A 22989-nucleotide genomic window follows, 5' to 3' on the forward strand; every position below is an offset into this window, starting at 1 on the left:
GGCCAGGCGGGACTTTGAAGACACGGCCTAGGGCTCGTCCGTGCCCTTCTCGGGCCGTGTCTCGCCCACTTCCTGGGTCTTGGCCAACTGCGCCCTGATGTGCAGGACGTCACCGATGAACAGGTCGTACAGCAGCACACCGATCACTCCGCCGATCAGCGGCCCGACGATGGGGATCCACCAGTAGGCGCTGAACGCCCCGGACAGGGAGCCCGGCATCGCCAGATCCCCCCAGCCGGCGGCCCAGGTGAGCAGGCGCGGGCCGAGGTCACGGGCCGGGTTGATGGCGTAGCCGGCGTTCGCCCCGTAGGACATGCCGATCGCCGCGACGGCGAACCCGATGATCAGTGGACCGAGGTTGGCCTTCACGGCCGTGTTGCGCAGGTCGACGACGGCGACGATGAACATCACCAGGAACGCGGTGCCCACGATCTGGTCGAGCAGCGGTCCCCAGATGCCGCCGTTGAAGTACGGCGCCGGGAACGTGCCGAAGATGGAGAACGACGCGAGCGTGTGACCGTTGGTCTTCGGGCCCTTCATCGCGGCGTCGAAGGCGTTGATGGCGTCGCCGTACACCCAGTAGACGAGCGCGGCGCCGACGAACGCCCCGGCGAGCTGCGACCCCATGTACGGGAGGACCTTCGCCCAGGCGAACTTGCGGCGTACCGCGAACGCCAGGGTCACCGCCGGGTTGATGTGCGCTCCGCTGACACCGCCGGCGACGTATACGCCGAAGACCACGGCCATCGCCCAGCCCCAGGTGATGAGCAGCCAGTCACCCGAGCTGATGAAGAACGTGGTGGGTCCCGCTGTGCGGCCCGACCCGGGCAGGGCCGCGACGGCCATCGCCACGACACCGCACCCGAAAGCGATGAGTACGAACGTTCCGAGGAACTCTGCCAGGCATTCGCCTCCGAGAGTTGCCCGACGCCTGAAATTCGAGGGCTTGATCAGGGGTGGAATCTCTACGGCCATGGGTCCTCTTAGGCTGTCGTCCGGTGCGCCGAAACGCGGCTGGGTCCCCTCCCTGCGATCGCACCCTAATGTCAGCCGACCGGGTGGGCCCGGCAGCGACGCGCCACGACCACGAGTGCCGCGACGACCTCATTCGGACGCACCAAGCGCCGACGCCCGCCTCGCCGCCCCGGCCCCTCACCGGACGGAACGGCGGCTAGGAGGCCGCGCCCTTCAGACGGCGCAGGATCGTCATCAGTTCGTCCGGCGGGACGACGGAGAAGGTCGTCGTCGCGTCGTCGATCCGCGTCAGACAGGTGACGGCGCCCTTGTGCCACCAGTAGATCCGCGGTGAGAGCGGCCCCGGGTTGTCCTGGTACGCGCCCAGGCCGAACGAGGCCAGGTCGTTGACCGCTCCGACCGCGTACTGGTCCTCCAGTGGGTGGAAGACCAGGAAGTGCCGGCTGGGGGCGGTGAACAGGGCCCCGTCGTCGGGGAGTTCGCGACCGGTGAGCGTACGTGCGAGGTCGCCGAGGACCAGGGCCTTGCTCGCGACGAACATCGACCCGCCCGTCACCAGGTGCACGGTCGCGCCGCTGTCCGTGCGTACCACGTCGTGGTCGACGGGCTCGCCGACCAGACGGGCGCGCCCGGCGGAGCGCAGCTCCTCAAGACCCACGCGGGCGACGTCCCGGTCGTCGAGCAGTCGCAGGGAGTCGGGCAGGTCCAGCGCGAGCGCTTCGAGCAGTCCGGTCGCCACCGGCCGGGTGTAGCCGAACGACGACGCCGCCTCGGCCGGGACGGCGTCGTCCGGCACGAGCCGCAGATACACGTTCCGGAGTATGTCCTCGGCGTCGGCGCCCGCCGAACGGGTCCCGTTGTCCAGGGCGTCGAAGTGATGCTCCACGATCCGGGGCCAGGTTTCCGGCTCCGCGCGGCGGCACAGCTCGGCGAGGTTGTACAGCGCCCGGGTGCCCTGGTCCGCGTGCACGGTGTCACCGCTCACGGTCACGGAGTCGCCCCGACGGGCGTGGTGCCGCCGCACCAACTCGCGCAGGTGATCGGCCTGTTCGGTGGTGAGCGCGGGCAGGTGGGCGTCGAAGGAGTTCATGGGCCGAGTCTATTTACGGTTCCATTCACGGATCTGTGCACGGAGCGCCGCTACGCCGCCTCCGAGTGAAGGAGCAGCGGTGACCGCCCGTCAGAAGTCGAGCGTGACGGTCGCGGCCTCGGGGACGAACTTCTTCCCGCCGTCCCGCGCCGTGAGCAGCGCGGAGACCGTCCAGTCGCCCCTCTCCATCTCCGCCGCCTCCTGCTCCGTGATCCGCAGCGTGTAGGTGCAGGTGGACTTCTCGTCGTCGACGCGCTCACAGACGGCGTCCTCCTTCACGTGCTCCATCTCCGCGGCCGTTGCGTTGAGGTCCGAGGCCCTCGGCCACGCGAGCACCTTGAGGTTCTTGACGCCCGAGTCGTCGGCCACGTCCGCGGCGAAGGTGAACGCACCCGGGGTCTCGCCCGACGGCGCGACGAAACGGGCCGACGCGTTGTCCACGGCCGGCTGGGAGGGCGCGGTGGCGGACGCCATACCGGCGACGGCGACACAGCCGATCACGGCGGCACCGCCGACGGACACCAGGACGGCACGCACGGAGATTCTGGACATGGCAAATCCTCCTCAGGACATCAGTGGGTTCGGAACATGTGACGCAGGGCCCGCGCTTACGGCCGGTGGGGCCGGGCTCGACGCGTTCCGGGCTGTGTTCCAAAACTAGGACCCCGGAGTCCGGCGGACGTCGGGCCACGGGATGACCGAGGTGTCCAACCAGAGATAGAGCCGGGACACCCGGTTCTCGATCGTCCGGGGTGAACCGTCAGCGCCCCACCCGCGCCACCGCACCCGTCTCCAGCGCCACCCACAGTGCGCCGTCCGGGCCCACCGTGATGCCGTGCGGCTCCGAGGACGGTGACGGCAGGTCGTAGACCGTGATCCCGCCCTCTCCGGTGATACGGCCGACGCGGCCCGTGCCCCACTCCGTGAACCAGCAGTCACCCGCGCCCGCGGCGACGATCGCGTGGGGCTTGGCCGCCAGGTCCGGGAGCGGGAACTCCGTCACCTCGCCCGTCACGGAGATCCGGCCGACCCGCCCCGCGATGATCTCGACGAACCACAGCGCCTCGCCGTCGGACGTGATCCCGACCGGGCCCGCGCCCGGCGTCGGCAGCGGATGCAGGGTGACGTCCCCGTCCACGGTGACGCGGCCGACGGCGTTCGCCTGGTTGAGCGTGAACCAGAGCGCGCCGTCCGGGCCCGCCGTGATCGCGGAGGGGTAGCCGCCCTCGACCGGCAGCGGGAACTCGGTGATCTCGCCGTCGACCGTGATCCGGCCGACACGGTCGGTGTTCATCGCGGTGAACCACAGCGCGCCGTCCGGGCCTGCCGTGATGCCGTACGGGCCGCCGGCGGGCGTCGGTACGGCGAACGACTCGCTCTCCCCGGTGACGGTGATACGGCCGATGGCGTTCGCCTGGTTGAGGGTGAACCACAGGGCGCCGTCGGGGCCCGGCGTGATCACCATCGGGCGGGCGGCCGACGGGTCCGGGGCGTCCACCCCGTACAGGGCCACCTCACCGTCCAGGCCGAGGCGGGCGATCTCGCCGCTGTGCACCAGCGTCACCCAGAGCGCCCCGTCCGGGCCGGCCGTGATGCCGTACGGACCGGACTCGGCGCCCGTCAACGGGACCTCACGGACGGCGGTGCGGGCGGGTGAGGCATCACGACGAGACACGGGGGAGTCCTTCCAGGACGACTGAGGGCGACTGCGCACGGGCCGGGCCCGGCCCCGCACCCTCCCCACCACCGCACCTCCGCCGCAACCATTTTTCGGGCTCCGGGCGTTCCATCCGCCGACGCAGTCAGTTCACCTTCCCGTCGCGCGGGTTTCCTAGCCTGTCGCCCACCCGCAACCTGATCGCGGGGCAGACAGACGCTGGGAGCACCATGACGAAGGTCCGCAACCGATGGCTCAGGCCGCGCGACGGGGACGGCCCGGCCGGGCCTCCCGACGAGGCCGGGCAGATCCCGGGTCGGGGGGACCGGATCACGCCGACCGAGCTGGACGTGTGTCTGCGTGCCTGCGCCGTGCACAGCGGGAAGATGGTCGCCAGCCTCGACCGCAAGCGCACCGAACTCGCCGAGAAGCTGCGCCTCGTGCTCGCCGCCCACGCCACCGACGCGGGCGAGAGCGCCCAGGCCGCGCCCGCCACGACGCCGCTCATCCGGCGCGCGGCCAAGAAAGTGGTCGCCGGAAGCACCGGCTCGCTGAGCGGTGAACTGCTGGACGCGCTGCTGGCCGTCGGCAACAAGGCCCTGGAGTGCGGCTACGACGACGAGCTGCGGCTCTCGCTGCTCATCAGCGACGCCGTGCTGACCCAGCGCAAGAACTCCCGCGCCGGCTGGCGGCTGCGCGCCCGCACGCTGGAAGCCATGGGCGACGAGCCGGCGACCATCGCCGCGTACGAGCGCTACCTCGCCCTGACCGAGGAGGACGGGTTCGGTGTCGCTCCCCGGATCGCGGGTCTGCGCACCGGCGGCGAGAAGCAGGACGAGATCCTGCGGCTGCTCGAACGCGGCTGTCCCCAGGCGGCGGTGTACGCGGACGGCCCCGCCACCGACATCTGGGCCGAGGGCGTCGAACTGCGCGAAGCGGGCGACGGCGCCGGCGCCGAGGCGCGGCTGATCGGCGCGCTGCTCGCGATGCGCGGCGACGGCAGCCCGGTGACGGACCTTCAGGTCTCCATCGGTCAGTACCTCGACCTGCGGCTCGCGGGCGGCGGAGCGGTCGAGGAGACCCGCCAACTCGCCGCGCTCTACGGCGAGATGCGCCGGAACAGGCAGCGCGGCCCGGTCCCCGACCCCACCTTCGGCGACGTCCGGTGGCTCACCCTCGGCGAGTTCCGCAACCAGATCGCGGACAAGTCCATCTGTCTGATCGCCAACTCGCAGAGTGTCGGGCGCGGTTCGCTCGGGGCCGAGATCGACGCGTACGACCTGGTGGTCCGCTTCAACTCGTACAAGATCGACGCGGCGGCCACCGGCAGGCGTACCGACATCCACACCTCCATCCACAAGCACGGCTTCAACTGGGACCAGAAGGTCACCACCCGGCTGATCTTCGGCGGACTCGGCAACGACTGGAAGAACTCGCTGCGCAACCGGCTCGTGCCCGGCGCCCAGACGTACGTCAACGACGAGTCGCTGCGCTGGCCGCTGCGCAACATCGGCCGTGTCGGCAACGACGAGTGGCCCGCCATCCCGACCAGCGGCTTCAACATGCTCTGGCTGCTGGACTTCCTGGACGTCAGTCCCAAGCTCGACCTGATCGGCTTCGACTTCTACGAGAGCGGCGCCTACCGCCTCAAGGAGGCGATGCGGATGCCCATCACGTCCGTGCACGAGTACACCAGCGAAAAGGCGTGGGTCATGGAACGCGCCCAGAGCGTGACCGACACGAGGATCTCCCTGCGATGACCGCCACCCCCCACGCCCCGGTCGGCCCCGCCGCGGCGGCCGCCGCCACCGCGCCGCTGTCCGCCAACGCGCTGACCGGCAAACGACGCCTCGCCTTCGCGTCCTTCGTCGACGAGAACTATCTGCCGGGCTTCCTCGCGCTGCTGCGCAGCCTCGCGCTGTCCAACCCCGGTGTGTGCGAGGACTTCGTCGTCCTCCACGACGATCTGCGGCCCCAGTCGGTCGCGTCGATACGGGCGCTGCACCCGCGGGTCCGCTTCCACCGCGTCGACGCCGCGCGCTACGACAGCTACGAGAAGGGCGACCAGGACAACTACCTGGTCCGCAAGGCGTACTTCATCCTCGACGTCTTCCGGCTGCGCGACTACGACACGATCATCACCCTCGACACCGACATGGTGGTCCTCGGTGACCTGTCCGAACTGCTCCAGCTCCGTGAAGGTCTCGCCGCCGTACCGCAGTTCTTCTACGGGCAGCACAAGCTCAACAGCGGACTGCTGGTCATCCAGCGTGAGTATCTGAGCGACGAGTTCTGCGCGCGGATCGACGCCACCGGACGCAGCGGCGACTACGAGCTGGACAAGCACGACCAGGGCATCCTCAACTCGGTGCTCGACGGCGACTTCGTACAGCTCGACTCGCGCTACAACTTCGTCAAGCGGCGGCTCTCCGGTGACAAGCCCGTCCCCGACGACACCGCGATCCTGCACTTCACCGGACGCCACAAGCCGTGGCAGGGCGGCGAGGCCGGTTACACACAGGCCGAGGACCGCTGGCGGGAGTTCGAGCTGACCGACGCGGAGTTCCATGCCGCGTACATGGCCGTCTCCGGCACCATGCACCACGACCTGGTCGTCAAGTACGGCACCGAGCACGTCGCGCGCACCGGGGACGTCGAGAGCGCCCGCAAGGTCGCGCACGCGCACATCAACGCGGGCGGCTTCCAGGAGGCCGCCGACATCCTCGGCAGCGTGCACATCCCGGTCGACGACACCTGGCCGCACGAGGTGCTGGGGCATGCCCTGATGAGCGTCTCGCGGTACGAGGAGGCCAGGGTCCAGCTGCACCTCGCGGCGGGCTCGCCCGGCCGCGCCGCGACGTCCTTCGGGCGGCTCGCGCAGATCGCCTGGATCCACGGCGACGACGCGACGGCGCACACGTACGCCATGGAGGGGCTGGCCGTCGACCCCACGCACCGCTCCAACCGGCTGATGCGGCTGCGGACCCGGGACCATGATCTGCCCGCCCCGCGCGAGGGCGCGCCCGAGGACCAACTCGCCCATGTGGCCTTCTACATGCCGCAGCAGGGCAACGCCGGCGACAAGCTGCTGCCCGAGTCCGTACGGCTCGCGGTCGGCACCAGCACCGGCGCGGACGGCGGCGCCGACACCGAGACGGGGCCGCGCCGCTGGCACTCGATCCACGCCCACCGGCTCTTCGACAAGGCGGCGCTGGCGCGCGTCAACGAGCGGCGCGCCCTGGTCATCGGCGGCGGCGGACTCTTCATCCCGGACACCGCGCCGAACGGCAACAGCGCCTGGCAGTGGAACGTCCCCGACGAGAACCTGAACGGCATCGACGTCCCCATCGTGGTGTACGCGGTCGGCTTCAACGCCTTCGACGGACAGTCCTACCGGGCAGGGCGCTTCAACTCCTCGTTGCGCCAACTGGTCGAGCGCAGCGCGTTCTTCGCGCTCCGCAACCACGGCTCGATCGAGAAGGTCCGCGCGCTGCTGCCGGCCTCGCTCCACGACAAGGTGCGCTTCCAGCCCTGTCCGACCACGGTCACCCGGCAGCTGGTCGACGGCTGGACCGACCCGGCCCCCGGGCAGCGCGAGAACACCGTCATGATCAACGCCGCGTACGACCGGGCGGGCCTGCGCTTCGGCCACGACTACGCGCACTTCCTGGCCGAGATGGCCAAGGCGGTACGGGCGCTGGGCGAGCACACCGAGGTCCTGTGCGTGGCGCACTCGCTGGACGACGAGAAGATCGCGTTCGACCTGCGGCGCGAGCACGGCATCTCGCTGCCGGTCATCCCGATGTACGACTTCGACAACGACGCGATCCGGGACACCTACGCCCGTACGAAGCTGGTCATCGGCATGCGCGGCCACGCGGGGATGATCCCGTTCGGCTGCGGCACGCCGATCATCTCGCTGATCTCGCACCCGAAGATGGCGTACTTCCTCAGCGACATCGACCGGCCGGAGTGGGGTGTCTCGGTCCACGACAGGAACCTCGGCGCGCTGCTCACGGAGCGGGCGCTGGGGCTGCTGAGCGACCACGCCGGGTCGGTGGCGGATGTGCACGGCAGGCAGCAGGAGCTGTGGAAGGTGACGCAGTCGAACGCGGCGGACCTGCGGGGGATCCTGGGGGCCTGACCCGTCTCGGTGACCGGGTCGGCAGGGCCGGGCCCGTCCGGCGGACGGTTTGTCCTCAATCGCCGGACGGGCTGTGGACCATCAGTAGTGCACCTGCGTCGGAAACGTGGCAGTGGGGGTGAACAGCGACGCGTACCCCTCCTCGTGGTGTCTGCGGTGCCGGCCCGCCCGGTTCGCCTCGGCGGTCTGGGCCGCGGACGGGGTGAGCATCCCGTTGTCGGCGAGGGCCTGTACGCGTAGCAGCAACGCCCGTACGTCCAGGCCCAGTTCGCCCGCCACCGTCTGGAGGTCGAGGCCGGACTGCCAGCTCCAGAGCAGCACCGAGTCCATGCTCGACGACCAGACCACCGGGTTGGTCTCGGCCTCCGGCGTGTGGAACACGGGGGAGACGGCGTCCTGGTGGTGGGCCATCTCCTGGAGCGGGACGCCCTCGGTGCGCGGATGCGGCAGGTGCACCTCCGCCGGGACGCCCTGGGGGACCTGCTGGAGATACGCCTGCTCGGAGAAGGTCTCCTCCTGCGGCTGTACGAGCGGCTGTACGGGTGGCTGCGCCGGTGGCTGAACGGGCGGCGCCGCGGTGGCCGTCTGCGCCTGTGGAATCGGCTGCGTGCTCGCCTGTGGGAAGCGCTCCAGCAGCTCCTCGGCGACGTTGCGCGCGTCGGTCTTGCCGACCGTGCGCCGCGCCAGCCGCACCTCGCGCTCGTTCAGCCCCATCAGGTCCGCGACGGCCCCGTCGTTGCCGACGGTGACGGCGAACGCGGCGAGCGTCCGGCTCCGCTCCGCCTGTGCCTCGTCCAGTACGGCCTGGGCCTGCCGTACCTGCTCGTCGCTGGCACAGAAGGCTTCGGCGAGGACGCTGTTCCTGTCCCAGAGTTCACGTGGTTCCACATGACCATCAACGCGCGTGGAGAGGAAGTGAATGCGACTTTACGTCGATTTCCGCCAAATGGGCCAAAGAGTCACTATCACCTGAAAGAGGGACTTGACACTCAATCGCCGGGCGCCCCAAGCCCTCCGGCGACTGAGGACACCGGCGGCCCGTACAGCAATTGACGACAACACCTACGCACGAAGTCGTAGCACCGCGCGCCGCAGGCGGCGCGCCCGGCGGACCACGCGCTGCGCCGCCGCGTTCTGCGGGATGCGCACGAGCTGCGGGCCCACCGCGCCCGGCAGCCCGAGCGTCGTGAGGCGGCGGCGCTTGAAGTACCGCAGCGTGTGCGGGTCCAGCCGAGCCGCCAGGAAGCTCTCCGCCGCCGGCCGCAGCCGCGGGTGCATCTGCGGCTGCATCGTGAAGCCGACGGCCGTGACCAGCTCGGCGGGCCGCGGCTCCGGCCGGTACGAACCGTCGTCGTCCAGCGGCGGGACCAGCGCGTCCACCAGCGTGACCGGCACCCGGTTGCTGTTCTGGAACGGCGAGAGCCGGTCGAGCAGCATGTCCGTGCCGGTGCGGGCCACCGGGATGCCGAAGAACGCCGACGCCGTGAACAGCGCCGTCGAGAAGCAGCCGACGACCAGGGCCGGCTTCAGCCGCCGGTACAGCACCTCGGCGAGTACCGGACTGTCCAGCACGGTCAGCCGGGCGCCGAGCCTCGACGCCTCTTCCTCCAGCCGCCGCGACCAGACGGCCGGCGCGGTGGGGTGCGGTTTGAACACCACGTGCTTGTGGCCGAGTTCGACCACGCCCCGCACCATCCGGATGTGCAGGTCCTCCTCCTCGCGCTCGGTGATGATGCCCAGCGTGGAGAGGTACTGCCCCAGCAGCAGCGCGGGTTGTTCGGCGGAGGCCTCGAAATCCGTCGCCGCGTCGGCCAGTTGGTCCAGCACGCGCAGGAAGTCCGCGGTCGGCACCGTCTCGGAGGGGACGCCGAACTCGGTGAGCAGCAGCGGCACCAGACCCGGTACGAGATCGAGGTGCAGCAGCCGCCGTATCCGCGCGCCCACCTGGAGGTCGAGCCGGTTACGGGTGGGGCCGTAGCTCATCAGCCCGTCCGCGTACACCTCGATCGGGGCGGCGGTGAAGATCTCCGCGAGCGTGAGCGCCGGGCTGACCTGGATCGATTCGAGGACCAGCTCCACCGTGTCGTCGCCCAGACCCCAGGCGAGCCGCAGATGGCGCTCCCAGATCGGCAGGTCGTCCTCGCGGGGGACCCAGCCGCCGGGGTGGAACGGCGCGATCGTCTCGTTCCACGACAGCACGGAGTCGAAGCGGTGGTGCAGCCGTTCGAAGCCCGGCATCTCGTGGACGGCCGGGGTCAGTTCGGGCGTACCGGCGTTGTTGCTCACGACCAGGACGGTCCGGTCGACCGCCGGGTACAGCCCCGCGTCGATCGCGGCGGCCAGCGTGGCGGCGCCGTACAGGGTGGACGCGTAGAACACCCGTGTCGTACGGGCGCCGGGGGAGAGTGTCGTCATCAGGCCGCCGCCTTCCCGCTCGCGCCCTGACGCCTGCGCAGCCGGCGCAACTGGGTCGAACGGTCCAGGTCCATCGAATTCAGCGCTTCTCTCAGTACGTCCTGCGGCAGCCGTTTCATCGCGGCGGCGCTCATCGTGCGCAATTTCCGGGCCACGGCCGGTTCGAACCGTTCTTTCGCCGCCAGGTGGTGCGAAATGATGGCCAGATAGGTCCGTACCGCCTTCAGCAGAAAACGTTCGCTCTCGTGGTCCGCCGCCGTTTCCTCCACGACCTGGTCGAAAGCGCGGATGAAGTCCAGTTGCCGTACGTCGCCGATCTGGGTGAGAGACGAGGCGACGCCGCGCCGGTAGAAGATCCCGAGCAGACCCACCGCGGCGAAAGACTCCGCCTCCCGGTGCAGCCGCCAGATCCACGGCCGGTCCTCGGCGGTCCGCAGCCCGTCCGTGAAGTGCAGCAGCCCCCGGTCGGCGAGGCGCCGGTGGTAGATGCCGGCCCAGGCGTACGCGTAATCCACCGACGTCGTCCTGTCGGAGGGCAGGATCGCCTCGCGCGGCTTCAGGGCCTCGCCGCGCGGGCCGACCGGGACGCGGTGCACCGTACGGGCCCGGCCGGTGAACTGGACGTGGTCGGTGCGGACGAAGTCGCAGCCCAGGCCCTCGACGGCGGCCAGCAGATCCTCGTAGTAGCCGGGCTTCACCCAGTCGTCGCCGTCGAGGTAGGTGATGTATTCACCGCGTGAGGCGTCGAGACCGGTGTTGCGCGCGGTGGCCAGTCCGCCGTTCTTCTCGTGTCTCAGCAGGACCGCGCCGGGAAGATCGCGTTCCGCGCGCCGCAGGAGATCGGGGGTCCCGTCGGTCGAGCAGTCGTCGACGAGCAGGAACTCGAAATCCTTTCGCGTGTTCGCCGCGAGGCTCCGGAGGGTTTCGGGGACGTATGTCTGCACGTTGTAGAACGGCACGACGACAGAGAGCTTGACCACCCCGGTGACGCTAAGGGGCGGCTCGTCATTCGTTCCGACTTCCGCGAGGATGCCAGGTGAACGACGGATGGCGGAATGGTTAACCAAGCCCGATCCTGAGCCATTTCGCTCTCCGTCGACCCTCTGTTAACCCTTTATTGCTGTTGCGTTGGGCCGCCAATCTCCATGCCTTCCTAACGTCCAACACGTGCCATCACGTACCAGCAAAGCGGTCCGGGTCGCCGTGCTCGCCGACTCCGACACACGGTGGAAGTGGGGCGCGCTGACCGCGCGCCGCATCGCACCCGACGACCGCGACATCGAGCTCAGCGGCTTCCTGCTGCGCGGACGAGCCACGCCCACAGCCCGCCAGCTCGCGGAGGTGGGGGCCGAGGCCGACGCGCTGCGCGAGATGACGGGGACGGAGTTCCTGGACGTGCTGCGCGAGGAGACGTACGACGTCGTCGTCCTCGCCCTCGTCGGCGGCGCCGTACAGGCCATGCTGCACGGGATATCCGCGCTGGGCCTGCCCGACCGGCCCGCGCTCGTCACCGGCTACGTCGGTGTCGTCTACGAGAAGCTGTCCGACGGGCTGCTGCTGCGCCACGGCGCGGACATCGTCCTCGCCAACTCCCGCCACGACGCGCAGCGTTTCCGCGCCGTGTACGAGGGCGTGGGCGCCGGCTCCGACTCGGTGACCGAGGCCGCGCTGCCCTTCCTCGGCGGCGCGCGCTACACCCCCGAAGAGGGCAGGGACACGGTCGTCTTCGCGGCCCAGCCGTCCGTCCCGCTGACCCGCGCCGACCGCGCGTATCTGCTGCGGCGGCTGGTCGAGCACGCCAGGCTGCACCCGCGCCGCGAGGTCCTGCTCAAACTGCGCAGCCGCGTGGGGGAGCAGACCACGCACGTCGAGGAGTACCCGTACCAGCGCCTCGCCGAGAAGCTGCCCGGCGGTCCGCCGCCCAACTTCCGCCTGGTGTACGGGAACATGGGCGAGGTCCTGGACGGCACCGACCTGCTGGTCACCGTCTCCTCGACGGCCGCGCTGGAGTCCCTGCACCGCCGTATCCCCACCGCGATCCTCACCGACCTCGGGATCCGCGAACCGCTCGGCAACCACCACTTCATCGGCTCCGGCTGCCTCGCCTCCTGGGACCAGCTCGACGGCGGGCAGCGGCCGAAGGCCGACCCCGTCTGGGCCGACCGGCAGGGGGTCGCCGCCGACGGCAGCTACGCCTCCGCCTTCGACGCCGCCCGCGAGCGCGTCGCGAAGCTGCTGGCCGACGGCGAACTGCCGCCGATCACCCCGTACTACACGGCGACCACGGCGCCCGGCTATCTGCCGGGCCTCCTCGCCCGCTACCACCTTGCGCCCGACGGCACCCCGCTGACGGCGTCGAACCGCACCGCGAACGCGGGCACGACCGGTGTCCGCCGGGTGGTCCGCGACACGGTCCGCGCGGCGGCCCGCGGTGCCTACCGCCACGGCGTCCAGCGCGTGGCCCCGGTGATCCGGCGAATGGGCGAGCTGTGACGGCCCTCGTGCCGAGCCCGGCGCCGGCACCCGCGTGCGGCGCAGCCGCGCCCGGCCGTGACGCGTGGCCGTCCGCGAGTGCCGCGCTCACGGGCGTCGCACCCGGCGGTGACGCCCAGGTGTCCGCCGCTGCCGCGTCCGCGAGCGGCGTGCTCGCGCAGGACGGCAACCCGCAGGCACCCGCGACCGCCCCGTCGCACGGCGGCACCCCCAACTCCGCCCCCCGCGTACGCCGTCGGCCCCTGCCGGCCGACGTGCTCGCCGAATACGGGTGGTCCGGCTGGGCCGCGCGGGGGACGAGCGTCGTGGACGAACGTCCGGGCGCGGAGATCAAGCACGACGCAGTGAACCAAGGAGACCCGTCCATGACCGTCCTCGCCGTGATCCCCGCCCGCGGTGGATCCAAGGGCGTCCCCGCCAAGAACCTCGCCCAGGTCGGCGGTGTCCCCCTCGTCGTACGGGCCGTCCGCGCCTGCCGGGCCGCCCGCCAGGTGACCGACGTCGTCGTCTCCACGGACGACGCGGCCATCGCCGACGCCGCCCGCGCCGCCGGGGCCGAGGTCGTCCTGCGCCCCGCCGCCATCGCCGGAGACACCGCGACCAGCGAGGCCGCCGTCCTGCACGCGATGGACGCGTACGGCGCGATGCGCGGCGCCGCCCACCGCACCGAAGTGGTCCTGCTCGTGCAGTGCACCAGCCCCTTCATCACCCCGGGCGACCTCGACGGCGTCGTCTGCGCCGTCACCGAGGGCGGCGCCGACAGCGCGCTGACCGTCGCCCCGACCCACGGCTTCATCTGGCGCTCCGAGAGCGACGGCTTCGGCGTCAACCACGACAAGTCGAACCGGCCCCGCAGGCAGGACCGCCCCCAGGAGTTCCTGGAGACCGGCGCCGCCTACGCGATGCGCGCCGAGGGTTTCCGCGAGGCCGGACACCGCTTCTTCGGCCGCACCGAACTCGTCTCCACCGACCCCGAGCGGGTGCTGGAGATCGACGACCCGCACGACCTGGAGCGCGCCCGCGCACTCGCGCCGCTCCTGGACACTCCCTCGCTCCCCGGCCGCGCGGACATCGACGCGGTCGTCCTCGACTTCGACGGCACCCAGACCGACGACCGGGTGCTCGTCGACTCGGAGGGCCGCGAGACCGTCGCCGTACACCGCGGTGACGGCCTCGGCATCGCCGCCCTCCGCCGCGCCGGCCTGGAACTGCTCATCCTCTCCACCGAGCAGAACCCGGTCGTCGCCGCACGCGCCCGCAAGCTGCGCGTGCCGGTGCTCCACGGCATCGACCGCAAGGACCTCGCACTGAAGCAGTGGTGCGACGAGCACGGAGTCACACCCGACCGGGTGCTGTACGTCGGCAACGACGTCAACGACCTCCCGTGCTTCGCGCTCGCCGGCTGGCCGGTCGCCGTCGCGAGCGCTCACGACGCCGTACGCGCGGCGGCGCGTGCCGTCACGACAACCCCCGGCGGCGCCGGTGCGATCCGCGAGATCGCCACCTGGCTCCTCGGTCCCGGTCTGGACGTCAACACCCCCGCTACCCCCCACGGCACCACCGCCGACACCCCGGAAAGTTAAGGAACCCCCTCATGAGCACCAACTCCCGTCTGCGTACCCTCGGCACCCGCACCGCGGGCCCCGGCCGCCCCGTCTACGTGACCGGTGAGATCGGGATCAACCACAACGGCGACATCGACAACGCGCTCGCGCTGATCGACGCCGCCGCCGAGGCCGGCTGCGACGCCGTCAAGTTCCAGAAGCGCACCCCCGAGATCTGCACCCCGCGCGACCAGTGGGACATCGAGCGCGACACCCCCTGGGGCCGGATGACGTACATCGACTACCGCCACCGCGTCGAGTTCGGCGAGGACGAGTACCGCACCATCGACGAGCACTGCAAGAAGCGTGGCATCGACTGGTTCGCCTCCCCGTGGGACACCGAGGCCGTCGCCTTCCTGGAGAAGTTCGACGTGCCCGCCCACAAGGTGGCCTCCGCGTCCCTCACCGACGACGAGCTGCTGCGCGCCCTGCGCGCCACCGGCCGCACGGTCATCCTCTCCACCGGCATGTCGACGCCGAAGCAGATCCGGCACGCGGTCGAGGTGCTCGGCAGCGAGAACATCCTTCTCTGCCACGCCACCTCGACGTACCCGGCCAAGGCCGAGGAGCTGAACCTGCGGGTCATCAACACCCTCCAGGCCGAGTTCCCGAACGTGCCGATCGGCTACAGCGGCCACGAGACCGGTCTCCAGACCACCCTCGCCGCCGTCGCGCTCGGCGCCGCCTTCGTCGAGCGCCACATCACGCTCGACCGCGCCATGTGGGGCTCCGACCAGGCCGCCTCCGTCGAGCCGGGGGGCCTCACCCGCCTCGTGCGCGACATCCGCACCATCGAGGCGTCCCTCGGGGACGGCGTCAAGAAGGTCTACGAGTCGGAGCTCGGCCCGATGAAGAAGCTCCGCCGGGTCGCCGGTGTCGTCGCCGAGTCCGCGGACGGCGCACAGCCCGTGGCGGTCTGACAGCCATGAGCCGTCCCTCCGGGGTGCGCACCCCGTCCCCTCGCGCCATCGCATTCGTGGAGAGCCCGGTCCAACTCCTGAACGTGCTGGAGTGGGCGCGGGCTAGCGCGACCGGTGCGGAGCTCACCGTGGTCGTCCTGTCGCCGACCGACCCCATGTCGCGCGGCCAGCTCCGGCGGATGGCCGAGCTGGCCCGCGACGCGGATTTCACCGTGCGCTGGCAGGAGGCCCGCGGCGGCGCGAGCGCGCCGCTGCGGACGATACGGGAGCTCGCTCCGCTGCTGCGCAGGGCGGAGCGGATCGTCATCGGGGACCCGTTCTCCCGCTACGTGCAGCTCCTGCTGACCCTCGTCAGCAGCAAGGAGCTGACCGTGGTGGACGACGGGACGGCGACGATGGAGTTCATCGCGCAGCTCGTCCACGGCGAGCCGCTGGTGCGCTGGCACCGGCGGGGCGGCAGGCGGGGGCCGCGCGAGATGGTCCTCGCGCCGGTCTCCGCCGTCGCGCGGCGCCGGCTCACGCCGTCGCGCACCCGCAGCGTCGAGGTGTTCACCTCGATGCCCGTGGAGGCGCCGCCGGGCATCACGGTCACGGCCAACACGTTCGAGTGGACCAAGGCCACCTTCGGGCCGCCCCGGATCACCAAGGGCGCCGACATGGTCGGCACCTCGCTCGTGGAGACGGGCGTGGTCGACCTGGAGCAGTACGTGACGGCGGTCGGCTCGCTCGCCCGCAGCCACGGCGCGACGCGGTACTTCGCGCACCGCAGGGAGAGCGTGGAGAAGCTGCACCGGCTCGCCACGGAGACGGGCCTGGAGATCGTCCGCCCCGACCTCCCGCTGGAACTGATCGCCCGGCGCGGCCCGATCGGGTCGACCGTGCTGAGCTTCCCGTCGACGGTCGTGCACACACTGCCGCTCGCGCTCGCCGGTACAGGCGTACGGGTGGCGGTCTGGGACATCGCCCCGGAGTGGCTGAAGGAGACGGCCTCCCCTCGCGCCCACGGCTTCCTGTCGGTGGTCACGGGCACGGCGAGAGACGTCCACCGGCTGCCGAGCGTGGCGGCGTCGGCGTAGGTCCTGACACCGCTGTGGCCCGCGCCCTCGAGGGCGCGGGCCGCAGCGGTCTGTCGTGGTGCTACGTGGCGGGGATGAGCGACGGCTCGGGCTTCAGCCCGGCGTTGTCGTCGCACTTGAGCTCCTTGACCATGGCGAGGGCGAAGGAGTGGGCGAGGGTGGCGTAGGCGTTCTTTTTCCGGCGCTCGTCGCCTTCGGGCCTGGTACGCACGGTGGCTTCGGCCGAGGCGCTGATGTAGTCGGGCGAGGAGTTGGGCTGGTCCTTGTGTCCGCAGGCGAAGGTGACGTAAGCCATGTCGTGAGTGGCGCCGGCGTCCTCGCCCATGGGGAGAGTGGTGAATCTCTGGGCGGAGGGTCCCTTCGGGGCGGTGCTCATCAACTCCCACCGTATGCGCAGCTCGTTGGCAGAATCATCGGGGTAGATTCGGCAGATGTCTCCGAGTTCGTAGTTGCGGTACGTGGCTTTGTCGGTCAGTTCCTCGACCGCGTCGGCGACGGTGGAATACTTCCCGGAGGCTGCGAACCGGGTGTCACCTGTGATCACTTGGAGTGCTTTCGCCGCGTCCTTGGTCACTGCCCGTCCGCCGCAGAGTTTGTCGGCCGTCACGTAGACGTCGGGCGGCTCTTTGCCGGTGTCGTCGCTGCAACCTGCGGCCAGAAACGTGAGGGAGCCGGCCACTGCCGCGCACAGGAGCCTGTGCGTCCTCGTGCGGGTGGTCACCATCAGGTTCCTTCTGTGTCGATTCGGTCGGGGGAGAGGCTCAGGACGTTTCGGGGTCGTGGCCCTGCTGGTTCTCACGGGCGTTGCCTTGGTCGTAGCCAAGTCCCCTTGATTCCTTGAGGTCCTGCCGGAAGTCTGTGTCGACGATCCGATCATGCCGATCCAGGAAGTCCTTCATCGGGGCCTCGGACAGGCCTTCACCCGTGAAGTAGATGTTGGTCTTCTCCTCCCGGATGCCTTCCTCGACCTTCTCCTTGTGCTCGTCCACCGAGTCCTCGGAGACGCCGCCGACGAACTGGCTGAAGACCCCTTCGACCACGGTGCTGCCGGCGTCCGTCGCGAGCGGGATGAGGACCGCTGCCGCGCCGACGGCCGGGGCCACGGGCAGGAAGGCGACAGACGCCGCCACTCCGACGCCCGCTCCCATCTCGATCCAGCCCTGGCGTTTGGCGACCGCTTTCTCGTAGTCCTCGTGGGTCTTGAGGCCGTCGGCCTCGACTTGGTCGGCCCGCGACTGGTCGAGCATGCCCTGCACCTCGGCGCCGACGAAGACCGCCGACCTGGCAGAGCCAGTGTCGATCTTGCCGTCCGGGCCGACCTGTCCCTCCAGGGCACTGCGTGTGTAGACCTGTTCGGCCGTCGAGAGCGTGGCGTACGCGTCGGGATGCTGGCCCAGGGCGCTGAGGAAGCCGCGGGCGACGCTCCGTCCGTACTCGTCGTCGGTGTCCGCGAAGTCGAGGCGCCCCTCTGAGTTTCTGCCCGGTGCGAAGACACTGCCCGAGTCATTCCTGTCCAGCGCCCAGTTGATGTCGTCGATGTATCCCGCGCCCATGGTCCCGAGGCTGTCGGACAGTGCCTCCTGGTGGTCGAGCAGTTCCGGGTCCGAACCGTACTTCTCCATGACCGTCCGCATGATCGCCGCGTTGTCCGCGTCCCGGACGACATCGGCGTCCGGGTGTCCCGCCGGGTAGCCGAGGGTCGCGGCCTCCAGTGCCCTGCCCAGGGCGTCGGGCATGTGGTTGCGCGCCTTGGAGTCGTCACCCGCGTTGTGATCGTTGGTGTCGGGGAAGCCCTCCCACTTCTCGTTGCCGAAGAAGTCGAGGTAGTTGTCGATCGCGGTGCCGTCGGTCTTTCCGAGGTCGGCCGTCGCGCCGCCCTTGACCGTGCCGTCCTCGTTGTACGCGGTCGGCGGGTCGGTAAAGAACTGCTTCGCCGCGTCCGGGCTGTTGCCGAGGGCCTCCAGCATGGCGGTCATCGGGTCGTAGCCCGCGCCGTTGACGCCGGAGGGGTTGAACGGGTTCGTGAACGTGCCCGCTCCCCTGGAACTGAACAGGGTCGGGTCCTTCTGGTGCAGCTGTGCCACGTGTTCGGCCATCGGGTTGAGGAACTTCGGGTCGTAGTTCCCGCTCCGCATGATGCCGCCGAGGAGTTGGTACCCGAAGGCCCCGTTGTAGTCGCCCTTGTACAACGGGATGCGTTCCGTGCCCAGTTTGCGCAGCTCCGGGCCCCACTCGGCGGTGAACTTCGAGTCGTGCGAGGCGTTGGCCAGGTTGAGCCCCAGGTTTCGCTGGAGTTCCTGTACGTCCTTGAGCCGTTGCTTGTCGACCTCGCCGCCGAATTTGGACGTGTCGGTGGCGAGCGCGCCGAAGAATGCGAGGGACTTCTCCGGGCCGAGCTTCTCGTAGAAGTTCTTCGAGAACTCGACGGACTTGCTGTTGTCGGCCAGCAGTTCGTTGAGCGCCTGGAGTTCGGTGTGGGTGAGGTCACGGCCCTTGCCGGCCAGGGCGGCGGCTCGTGCGGCCTCTTCCTGGTCCAGTTTGGTGTACGTCGGGCCGCTGAAGTCCTTGCGGTCGGTGACGTTGGCCTCAAGGGCGTTCTTGAGCGCCATGTCGGTGTCGTCGCAGTTGTCGACGATGCGGTCGATCTTCGCCTGCCAGGCGGCGATGTTCTGCTTCTCCCGCTGGAGGGTCTCCTGGTAGCCCGGGTCATGGGCGCGCTGGTACGGCGTGAGCTCCTGGATCGAGTCCCGGGCGGTGACCTTGCCCTTGGCGTCCACGTGGATATTGGCCGCCGGCCCCTCGTGGTCCCGGATGTTCAGCAACTGGTCCCTGGCGGTCTTGATGGCCGCGTAGCCGTCGTCAAGGATCTGCATCACGCCCCTGGCCTCGGCCGCCGCGTCCTTGAACTCCTTGGCCGTCTTGGCGATGAACTCCTTGGTGACGCCCGCGTTCACGCCCTCCCACGCGGCCTTGTCCGCCCTGGCCCTCATACCGTCCCAGGCGTCCGGCGCCAGCCGGTCCAGCCTGGCCGTCATCTCCGTCCAGCCGTCGGCGGCGGCCTTCAGCTTCGCCACCGGGGCGTTGATGATGTCCTCGTACGTCAGCATGCCGAACTTCCCCGTCGTTCCCCGCGTGTGGTGCGTTACTTCATGTAATCCGTCAGTGCCGAGATCGGGGCGATGTCACCCTCGATCTTCACGTCGTCCTTGGCATGCTGCGCCTTGGTGAAGTCCAGGTGGTTCGAGATCCGCGCGCAGGCGTCCAGCAGCGTCTTGAGATGGGTCTGCCACCGGTCGTTCACCTTGAGCAGCGCGGAACCGCTCGTGAACTGCCCGTTGGTCAGCGCGATCGCCGCGTCGTGGGTGGCGGGACGCGCGTGGTCGCCGTCCCTGGAGAGCCGGACCCGCAGGTCGTACGCGTCGTTCCCGATACGGCCGAGATCGTCCCGGTTGACGACAAGATTTCCGCCGCCGCCCTCGGCCGGAAGGCTGTTGAGCCGCATCGAGTGACGCCGGGCCGCCTCGTCGCGGAGTTGGGCCCATTCCTCGTCGAACGACATGAAGTCCCCCGTATCTGCATCGGCCGGCCGGCCGCTCGAAACTGGACCGCCCGCGCGCCCGCGTAATTCAATCGGCCCCGTCGCCACTGCCATCAAGTGTCCATGATCAGGCGGCAGTTGGCATCGGCGCCCGGTCGGCGGGTGTTCGGTGCTGTGCGTGTGGGAGGTCCATGCGTGGCCGGGCCCGTACGTGACACGGGCCGGCCGGGGAGCGGACGGGCTGCGAAATGGCCCGGCGGGCGGCGTGCCGGGAGTCGTACGCCCCTGTGCGAGGGCGTCCGGATTCTGGACAGGTTCGACACTCTCCGTCACCGCCCCGCGACGGACGGGCGAGTTTACCCGCCACGGCGATGTGTCACTCGCCTTCCGGCCCGCTTTCTTACGCCTTTCGGGCCTAAGTTTTGTTGATCGTCGGGCAGGCGTCCCCCCGGGGGGCCTAGGCTTCAACAGGTGAACCAGTTGATGTCCCGCGAGTCCGAAGCCGAGCTCTCCGGTGAGTCCGGCGCGGCGGCGCTGCCCGGCAAGCTGCCCGAGACGCTGCGTACCGAGCTGATCGCCTTCCGCAGAGACATGCACATGCACCCGGAGCTCGGCAACCAGGAGTTCCGTACCACCGCCGCGCTCAAGCACCGCCTGGAGCAGGCCGGCCTCGTTCCGCAGGTGCTCAACACCGGCACCGGACTCTTCTGTGACATCGGCACGCGCGACGGCACCACCGCCGCCTCCGGCGTACGGCCCATGCTCGCCCTGCGCGCGGACATCGACGCACTTCCCATCCCGGACACCAAGGCCGGGGTCGCCTACCGCTCCACCGTGCCCGACCGCGCGCACGCCTGCGGCCACGACGTCCACACCACCGCCGTCCTCGGCGCCGGTCTGGTCCTGGCCGCGCTCGACCGCGAGGGCCTGCTGCCCCACCCCGTGCGGCTGATCTTCCAGCCCGCCGAGGAGGTGCTGCCCGGCGGCGCGCTCGACGCGATCGAGTCCGGCGTCCTGGAGGGCGTCGGCCGGATCATCGCGGTGCACTGCGACCCGCGCGTGGACGTCGGCACGATCGGTCTGCGCACCGGCCCGATCACCTCCGCCTGCGACCGGCTGGAGGTCACCCTCGACGGCCCCGGCGGCCACACCGCCCGCCCGCACCTGACCACCGACCTGGTCACCGCCGCCGCGAAGGTCGCCACCGAGGTGCCCGCGCTGCTGGCCCGCCGCGTCGACGCCCGGTCCGGGCTCGCGCTCACCTGGGGCCGTATCGCCGCCGGCCACGCCTGCAACGTCATCCCGCAGCACGCCGAACTGTCCGGCACCGTCCGCTGCCTGGACCTGAAGTCCTGGCGCGAGGCGCCGGACCTGGTGCACGCCGCGATCGACGAGATCTCCGCGCTCTACCACGCCAAGTCTCAGATCAACTATGTGCGTGGGGTCCCGCCGGTCGTCAACGACCTGATGATGGCCGAGCTGCTGCGTGACGCCCAGACCGCGCGCCGCGGCGCGCAGTCGATCGAGGACACCGAGCAGAGTCTCGGCGGCGAGGACTTCTCCTGGTACCTGGAGCAGGTGCCCGGCGCGATGGCCCGGCTCGGCGTACGGACTCCGGGGGACTCCGCCCGGCACGACCTTCACCGGGGCGATTTCGACGCGGACGAACGGGCGATTCAGGTCGGGGTGGAGCTTTTCACCGCCGCCGCGCTCATCGACGGCGACCGTTCGTAACCGGCCATGCCCCTTCCCGTAATCGGACGTCGCAGGTCCTGTTCGCGACGATCCGATAACGGCTTCCGTACAGGGCTTTATCTGACATCTACGCGCGTTACGATCGCGGCGAAACCAGCGCCGGAAGAGGCGCTTAGGTCGCTTTGAAGGAGCCTCCCTTGCGCCGGATCACCAGGATCGCAACCGTGGGCGTCGCGTCCGCGGCGCTTGCGCTCACCGCCACCGCGTGTGGCAACACCTCCTCCTCGGACGCCGCGTCCGACTCCAAGGAGAAAAGCGTCGCCATCGCGTACGACATCGGCGGCCGCGGTGACCAGTCCTTCAACGACGCCGCGTACGCGGGTCTCGCGAAGGCCGAGAAGGACCTCAAGGTCAAGGGCAACGACGCCGAGCCGTCCGACGGCGAGTCCGACGCCGACAAGGTCCAGCGCCTGACCGAGCTGGCCCGTGCCGGCAACAACCCGGTGATCGGCGTCGGCTTCGCCTACGCCCCGGCCATCAAGAAGGTCGCCCCGAAGTTCCCGAAGACGACCTTCGGGATAATCGACGACTCGTCGGTGACCGGCAAGAACATCGCCAACATGGTCTTCAACGAGGAGCAGGGCTCCTACCTCGCCGGTGTCGCGGCGGCCAAGGCCACCAAGTCCAAGACCGTCGGCTTCATCGGTGGTGTCGAGACCCCGCTGATCAAGAAGTTCGAGGCCGGCTACGCGCAGGGCGTCAAGGACACCGACCCCTCGGTGAAGGTGCTCTCGCAGTACCTGACCCAGCCCCCGAACTTCGACGGCTTCTCCAAGCCCGACCTCGGCAAGGCCGCGGCGCAGGGCCAGCTCGACAAGAAGGCCGACGTGGTCTACGCGGCGGCCGGTCTGGCCGGCTCCGGCTCGATCGAGGCGGTCTCGGCCGCGGGCAAGTGGAACATCGGCGTCGACTCCGACCAGTACATGCAGGCCGGTCTCGCCCAGTACAAGGACAGCATCCTGACCTCGGTCACCAAGGACATCGCCGACGCGGTGTTCAACCTGATCAAGTCGGTCGAGGACGGCAAGCCGCAGAACGGTGAGATCCGCTACGGTCTCGACAAGGACGGCGTCGGCCTCACCGACTCCAACCCGGCCTACGTCAAGCTGACCGACGTGACCGCCGCGGTGGACAAGGCCAAGCAGGAGATCGTCGACGGCAAGATCACCGTCAAGACGGCTCCGTAACCTCTGTCGTGCACGGGGCCCGGAGCGACGGCGACATCCGCCGACGCTCCGGGCCCCGGTCACGACGGCGGTACGTTTCTCCCCAAGATCTACGCTCACGATTCGGCAGCGCTACGCGTGTAGACGCCCCTCCGG

Annotated in this window: 18 protein-coding genes; 8 read left to right on the forward strand and 10 right to left on the reverse strand. The window is 70.1% G+C overall.

From position 1 onward, the window contains the following. Positions 1-27: 27 nt before the first annotated feature. The 4 genes from ACFWHU_RS09515 to ACFWHU_RS09530 all read right to left on the reverse strand — a co-directional run bounded on the left by ACFWHU_RS09515 (position 28) and on the right by ACFWHU_RS09530 (position 3689). A complete protein-coding gene (locus ACFWHU_RS09515; protein ID WP_385791356.1) occupies positions 28-975 on the reverse strand; it encodes an MIP/aquaporin family protein in 948 nt (315 codons plus the stop codon). Positions 976-1171: 196 nt separating this feature from the next. Beyond that, the gene (locus ACFWHU_RS09520; protein ID WP_387224525.1) at positions 1172-2065 is read right to left on the reverse strand and encodes a hypothetical protein; all 894 of its coding nucleotides are present in this window, start codon (positions 2063-2065) and stop codon (positions 1172-1174) included. A gap of 90 nt (positions 2066-2155) precedes the next feature. Next, entirely contained in the window at positions 2156-2617 is a 462-nt protein-coding gene (locus tag ACFWHU_RS09525) for a DUF5707 domain-containing protein (RefSeq protein WP_385791352.1), read from the reverse strand. A gap of 208 nt (positions 2618-2825) precedes the next feature. Next, the gene (locus tag ACFWHU_RS09530) at positions 2826-3689 is read right to left on the reverse strand and encodes a virginiamycin B lyase (RefSeq protein ID WP_385791743.1); all 864 of its coding nucleotides are present in this window, start codon (positions 3687-3689) and stop codon (positions 2826-2828) included. A 263-nt stretch (positions 3690-3952) separates the two neighbouring features. Between ACFWHU_RS09530 and ACFWHU_RS09535 the strand changes: the two genes are divergently transcribed. Both ACFWHU_RS09535 and ACFWHU_RS09540 read left to right on the forward strand, forming a co-directional pair. Beyond that, a complete protein-coding gene (locus tag ACFWHU_RS09535) occupies positions 3953-5482 on the forward strand; it encodes a hypothetical protein (protein WP_387224526.1) in 1530 nt (509 codons plus the stop codon). After that, positions 5479-7866 (forward strand): glycosyltransferase, encoded by a 2388-nt coding sequence (locus ACFWHU_RS09540; RefSeq protein WP_387224527.1) that lies wholly within the window; start codon positions 5479-5481, stop codon positions 7864-7866. The genes ACFWHU_RS09535 and ACFWHU_RS09540 overlap by 4 nt, the downstream gene beginning before the upstream one ends. A gap of 81 nt (positions 7867-7947) precedes the next feature. Here the strand turns inward: ACFWHU_RS09540 and ACFWHU_RS09545 are convergent, their stop codons facing one another. The 3 genes from ACFWHU_RS09545 to ACFWHU_RS09555 all read right to left on the reverse strand — a co-directional run bounded on the left by ACFWHU_RS09545 (position 7948) and on the right by ACFWHU_RS09555 (position 11261). Further along, positions 7948-8754 (reverse strand): hypothetical protein, encoded by an 807-nt coding sequence (locus ACFWHU_RS09545; RefSeq protein ID WP_385791346.1) that lies wholly within the window; start codon positions 8752-8754, stop codon positions 7948-7950. 174 nt (positions 8755-8928) lie between these two features. Then, the gene (locus ACFWHU_RS09550) at positions 8929-10281 is read right to left on the reverse strand and encodes a polysialyltransferase family glycosyltransferase (RefSeq protein WP_387224528.1); all 1353 of its coding nucleotides are present in this window, start codon (positions 10279-10281) and stop codon (positions 8929-8931) included. Beyond that, complete coding sequence (locus ACFWHU_RS09555; protein ID WP_387224529.1) at positions 10281-11261, reverse strand: glycosyltransferase family 2 protein; 981 nt, start codon at positions 11259-11261, stop codon at positions 10281-10283. The genes ACFWHU_RS09550 and ACFWHU_RS09555 overlap by 1 nt, the downstream gene beginning before the upstream one ends. Before the next feature lie 187 nt (positions 11262-11448). On the opposite strand from ACFWHU_RS09555, the gene ACFWHU_RS09560 reads away from it, so the two are divergent. The 4 genes from ACFWHU_RS09560 to ACFWHU_RS09575 all read left to right on the forward strand — a co-directional run bounded on the left by ACFWHU_RS09560 (position 11449) and on the right by ACFWHU_RS09575 (position 16374). Continuing rightward, positions 11449-12774, forward strand: coding sequence for a DUF6716 putative glycosyltransferase (locus ACFWHU_RS09560; protein WP_387224530.1), 1326 nt, complete (start codon positions 11449-11451; stop codon positions 12772-12774). Between the two features lie 365 nt (positions 12775-13139). Further along, positions 13140-14357, forward strand: coding sequence for a cytidylyltransferase domain-containing protein (locus ACFWHU_RS09565; protein WP_387224818.1), 1218 nt, complete (start codon positions 13140-13142; stop codon positions 14355-14357). Between the two features lie 11 nt (positions 14358-14368). Then, the gene (locus tag ACFWHU_RS09570) at positions 14369-15298 is read left to right on the forward strand and encodes an N-acetylneuraminate synthase family protein (protein ID WP_385791338.1); all 930 of its coding nucleotides are present in this window, start codon (positions 14369-14371) and stop codon (positions 15296-15298) included. Positions 15299-15303: 5 nt separating this feature from the next. Beyond that, positions 15304-16374 (forward strand): hypothetical protein, encoded by a 1071-nt coding sequence (locus ACFWHU_RS09575; protein ID WP_385791336.1) that lies wholly within the window; start codon positions 15304-15306, stop codon positions 16372-16374. A 61-nt stretch (positions 16375-16435) separates the two neighbouring features. On the opposite strand, the gene ACFWHU_RS09580 is transcribed toward ACFWHU_RS09575, so the two are convergent. Genes ACFWHU_RS09580 through ACFWHU_RS09590 form a run of 3 tightly spaced genes read right to left on the reverse strand, consistent with a single transcriptional unit; the run spans position 16436 to position 19933 of the window. Next, a complete protein-coding gene (locus ACFWHU_RS09580) occupies positions 16436-17098 on the reverse strand; it encodes a hypothetical protein (protein ID WP_387224531.1) in 663 nt (220 codons plus the stop codon). A 37-nt stretch (positions 17099-17135) separates the two neighbouring features. Beyond that, entirely contained in the window at positions 17136-19481 is a 2346-nt protein-coding gene (locus ACFWHU_RS09585; protein WP_387224532.1) for a hypothetical protein, read from the reverse strand. 35 nt (positions 19482-19516) lie between these two features. Further along, on the reverse strand, positions 19517-19933 hold the full coding sequence (locus tag ACFWHU_RS09590) for a hypothetical protein (RefSeq protein WP_385791330.1): 417 nt from the start codon (positions 19931-19933) through the stop codon (positions 19517-19519). Positions 19934-20395: 462 nt separating this feature from the next. Between ACFWHU_RS09590 and ACFWHU_RS09595 the strand changes: the two genes are divergently transcribed. Both ACFWHU_RS09595 and ACFWHU_RS09600 read left to right on the forward strand, forming a co-directional pair. After that, positions 20396-21646 carry an amidohydrolase gene (locus ACFWHU_RS09595; RefSeq protein ID WP_387224819.1) on the forward strand — a complete coding sequence of 417 codons (1251 nt, stop codon included), beginning with the start codon at positions 20396-20398 and terminating at the stop codon, positions 21644-21646. A gap of 158 nt (positions 21647-21804) precedes the next feature. Next, entirely contained in the window at positions 21805-22854 is a 1050-nt protein-coding gene (locus ACFWHU_RS09600; RefSeq protein WP_385791328.1) for a BMP family protein, read from the forward strand. Positions 22855-22989 lie beyond the last annotated feature (135 nt).

This window comes from Streptomyces sp. NPDC060366 (genome assembly GCF_042725135.1).
Taxonomy (GTDB): domain Bacteria; phylum Actinomycetota; class Actinomycetes; order Streptomycetales; family Streptomycetaceae; genus Streptomyces.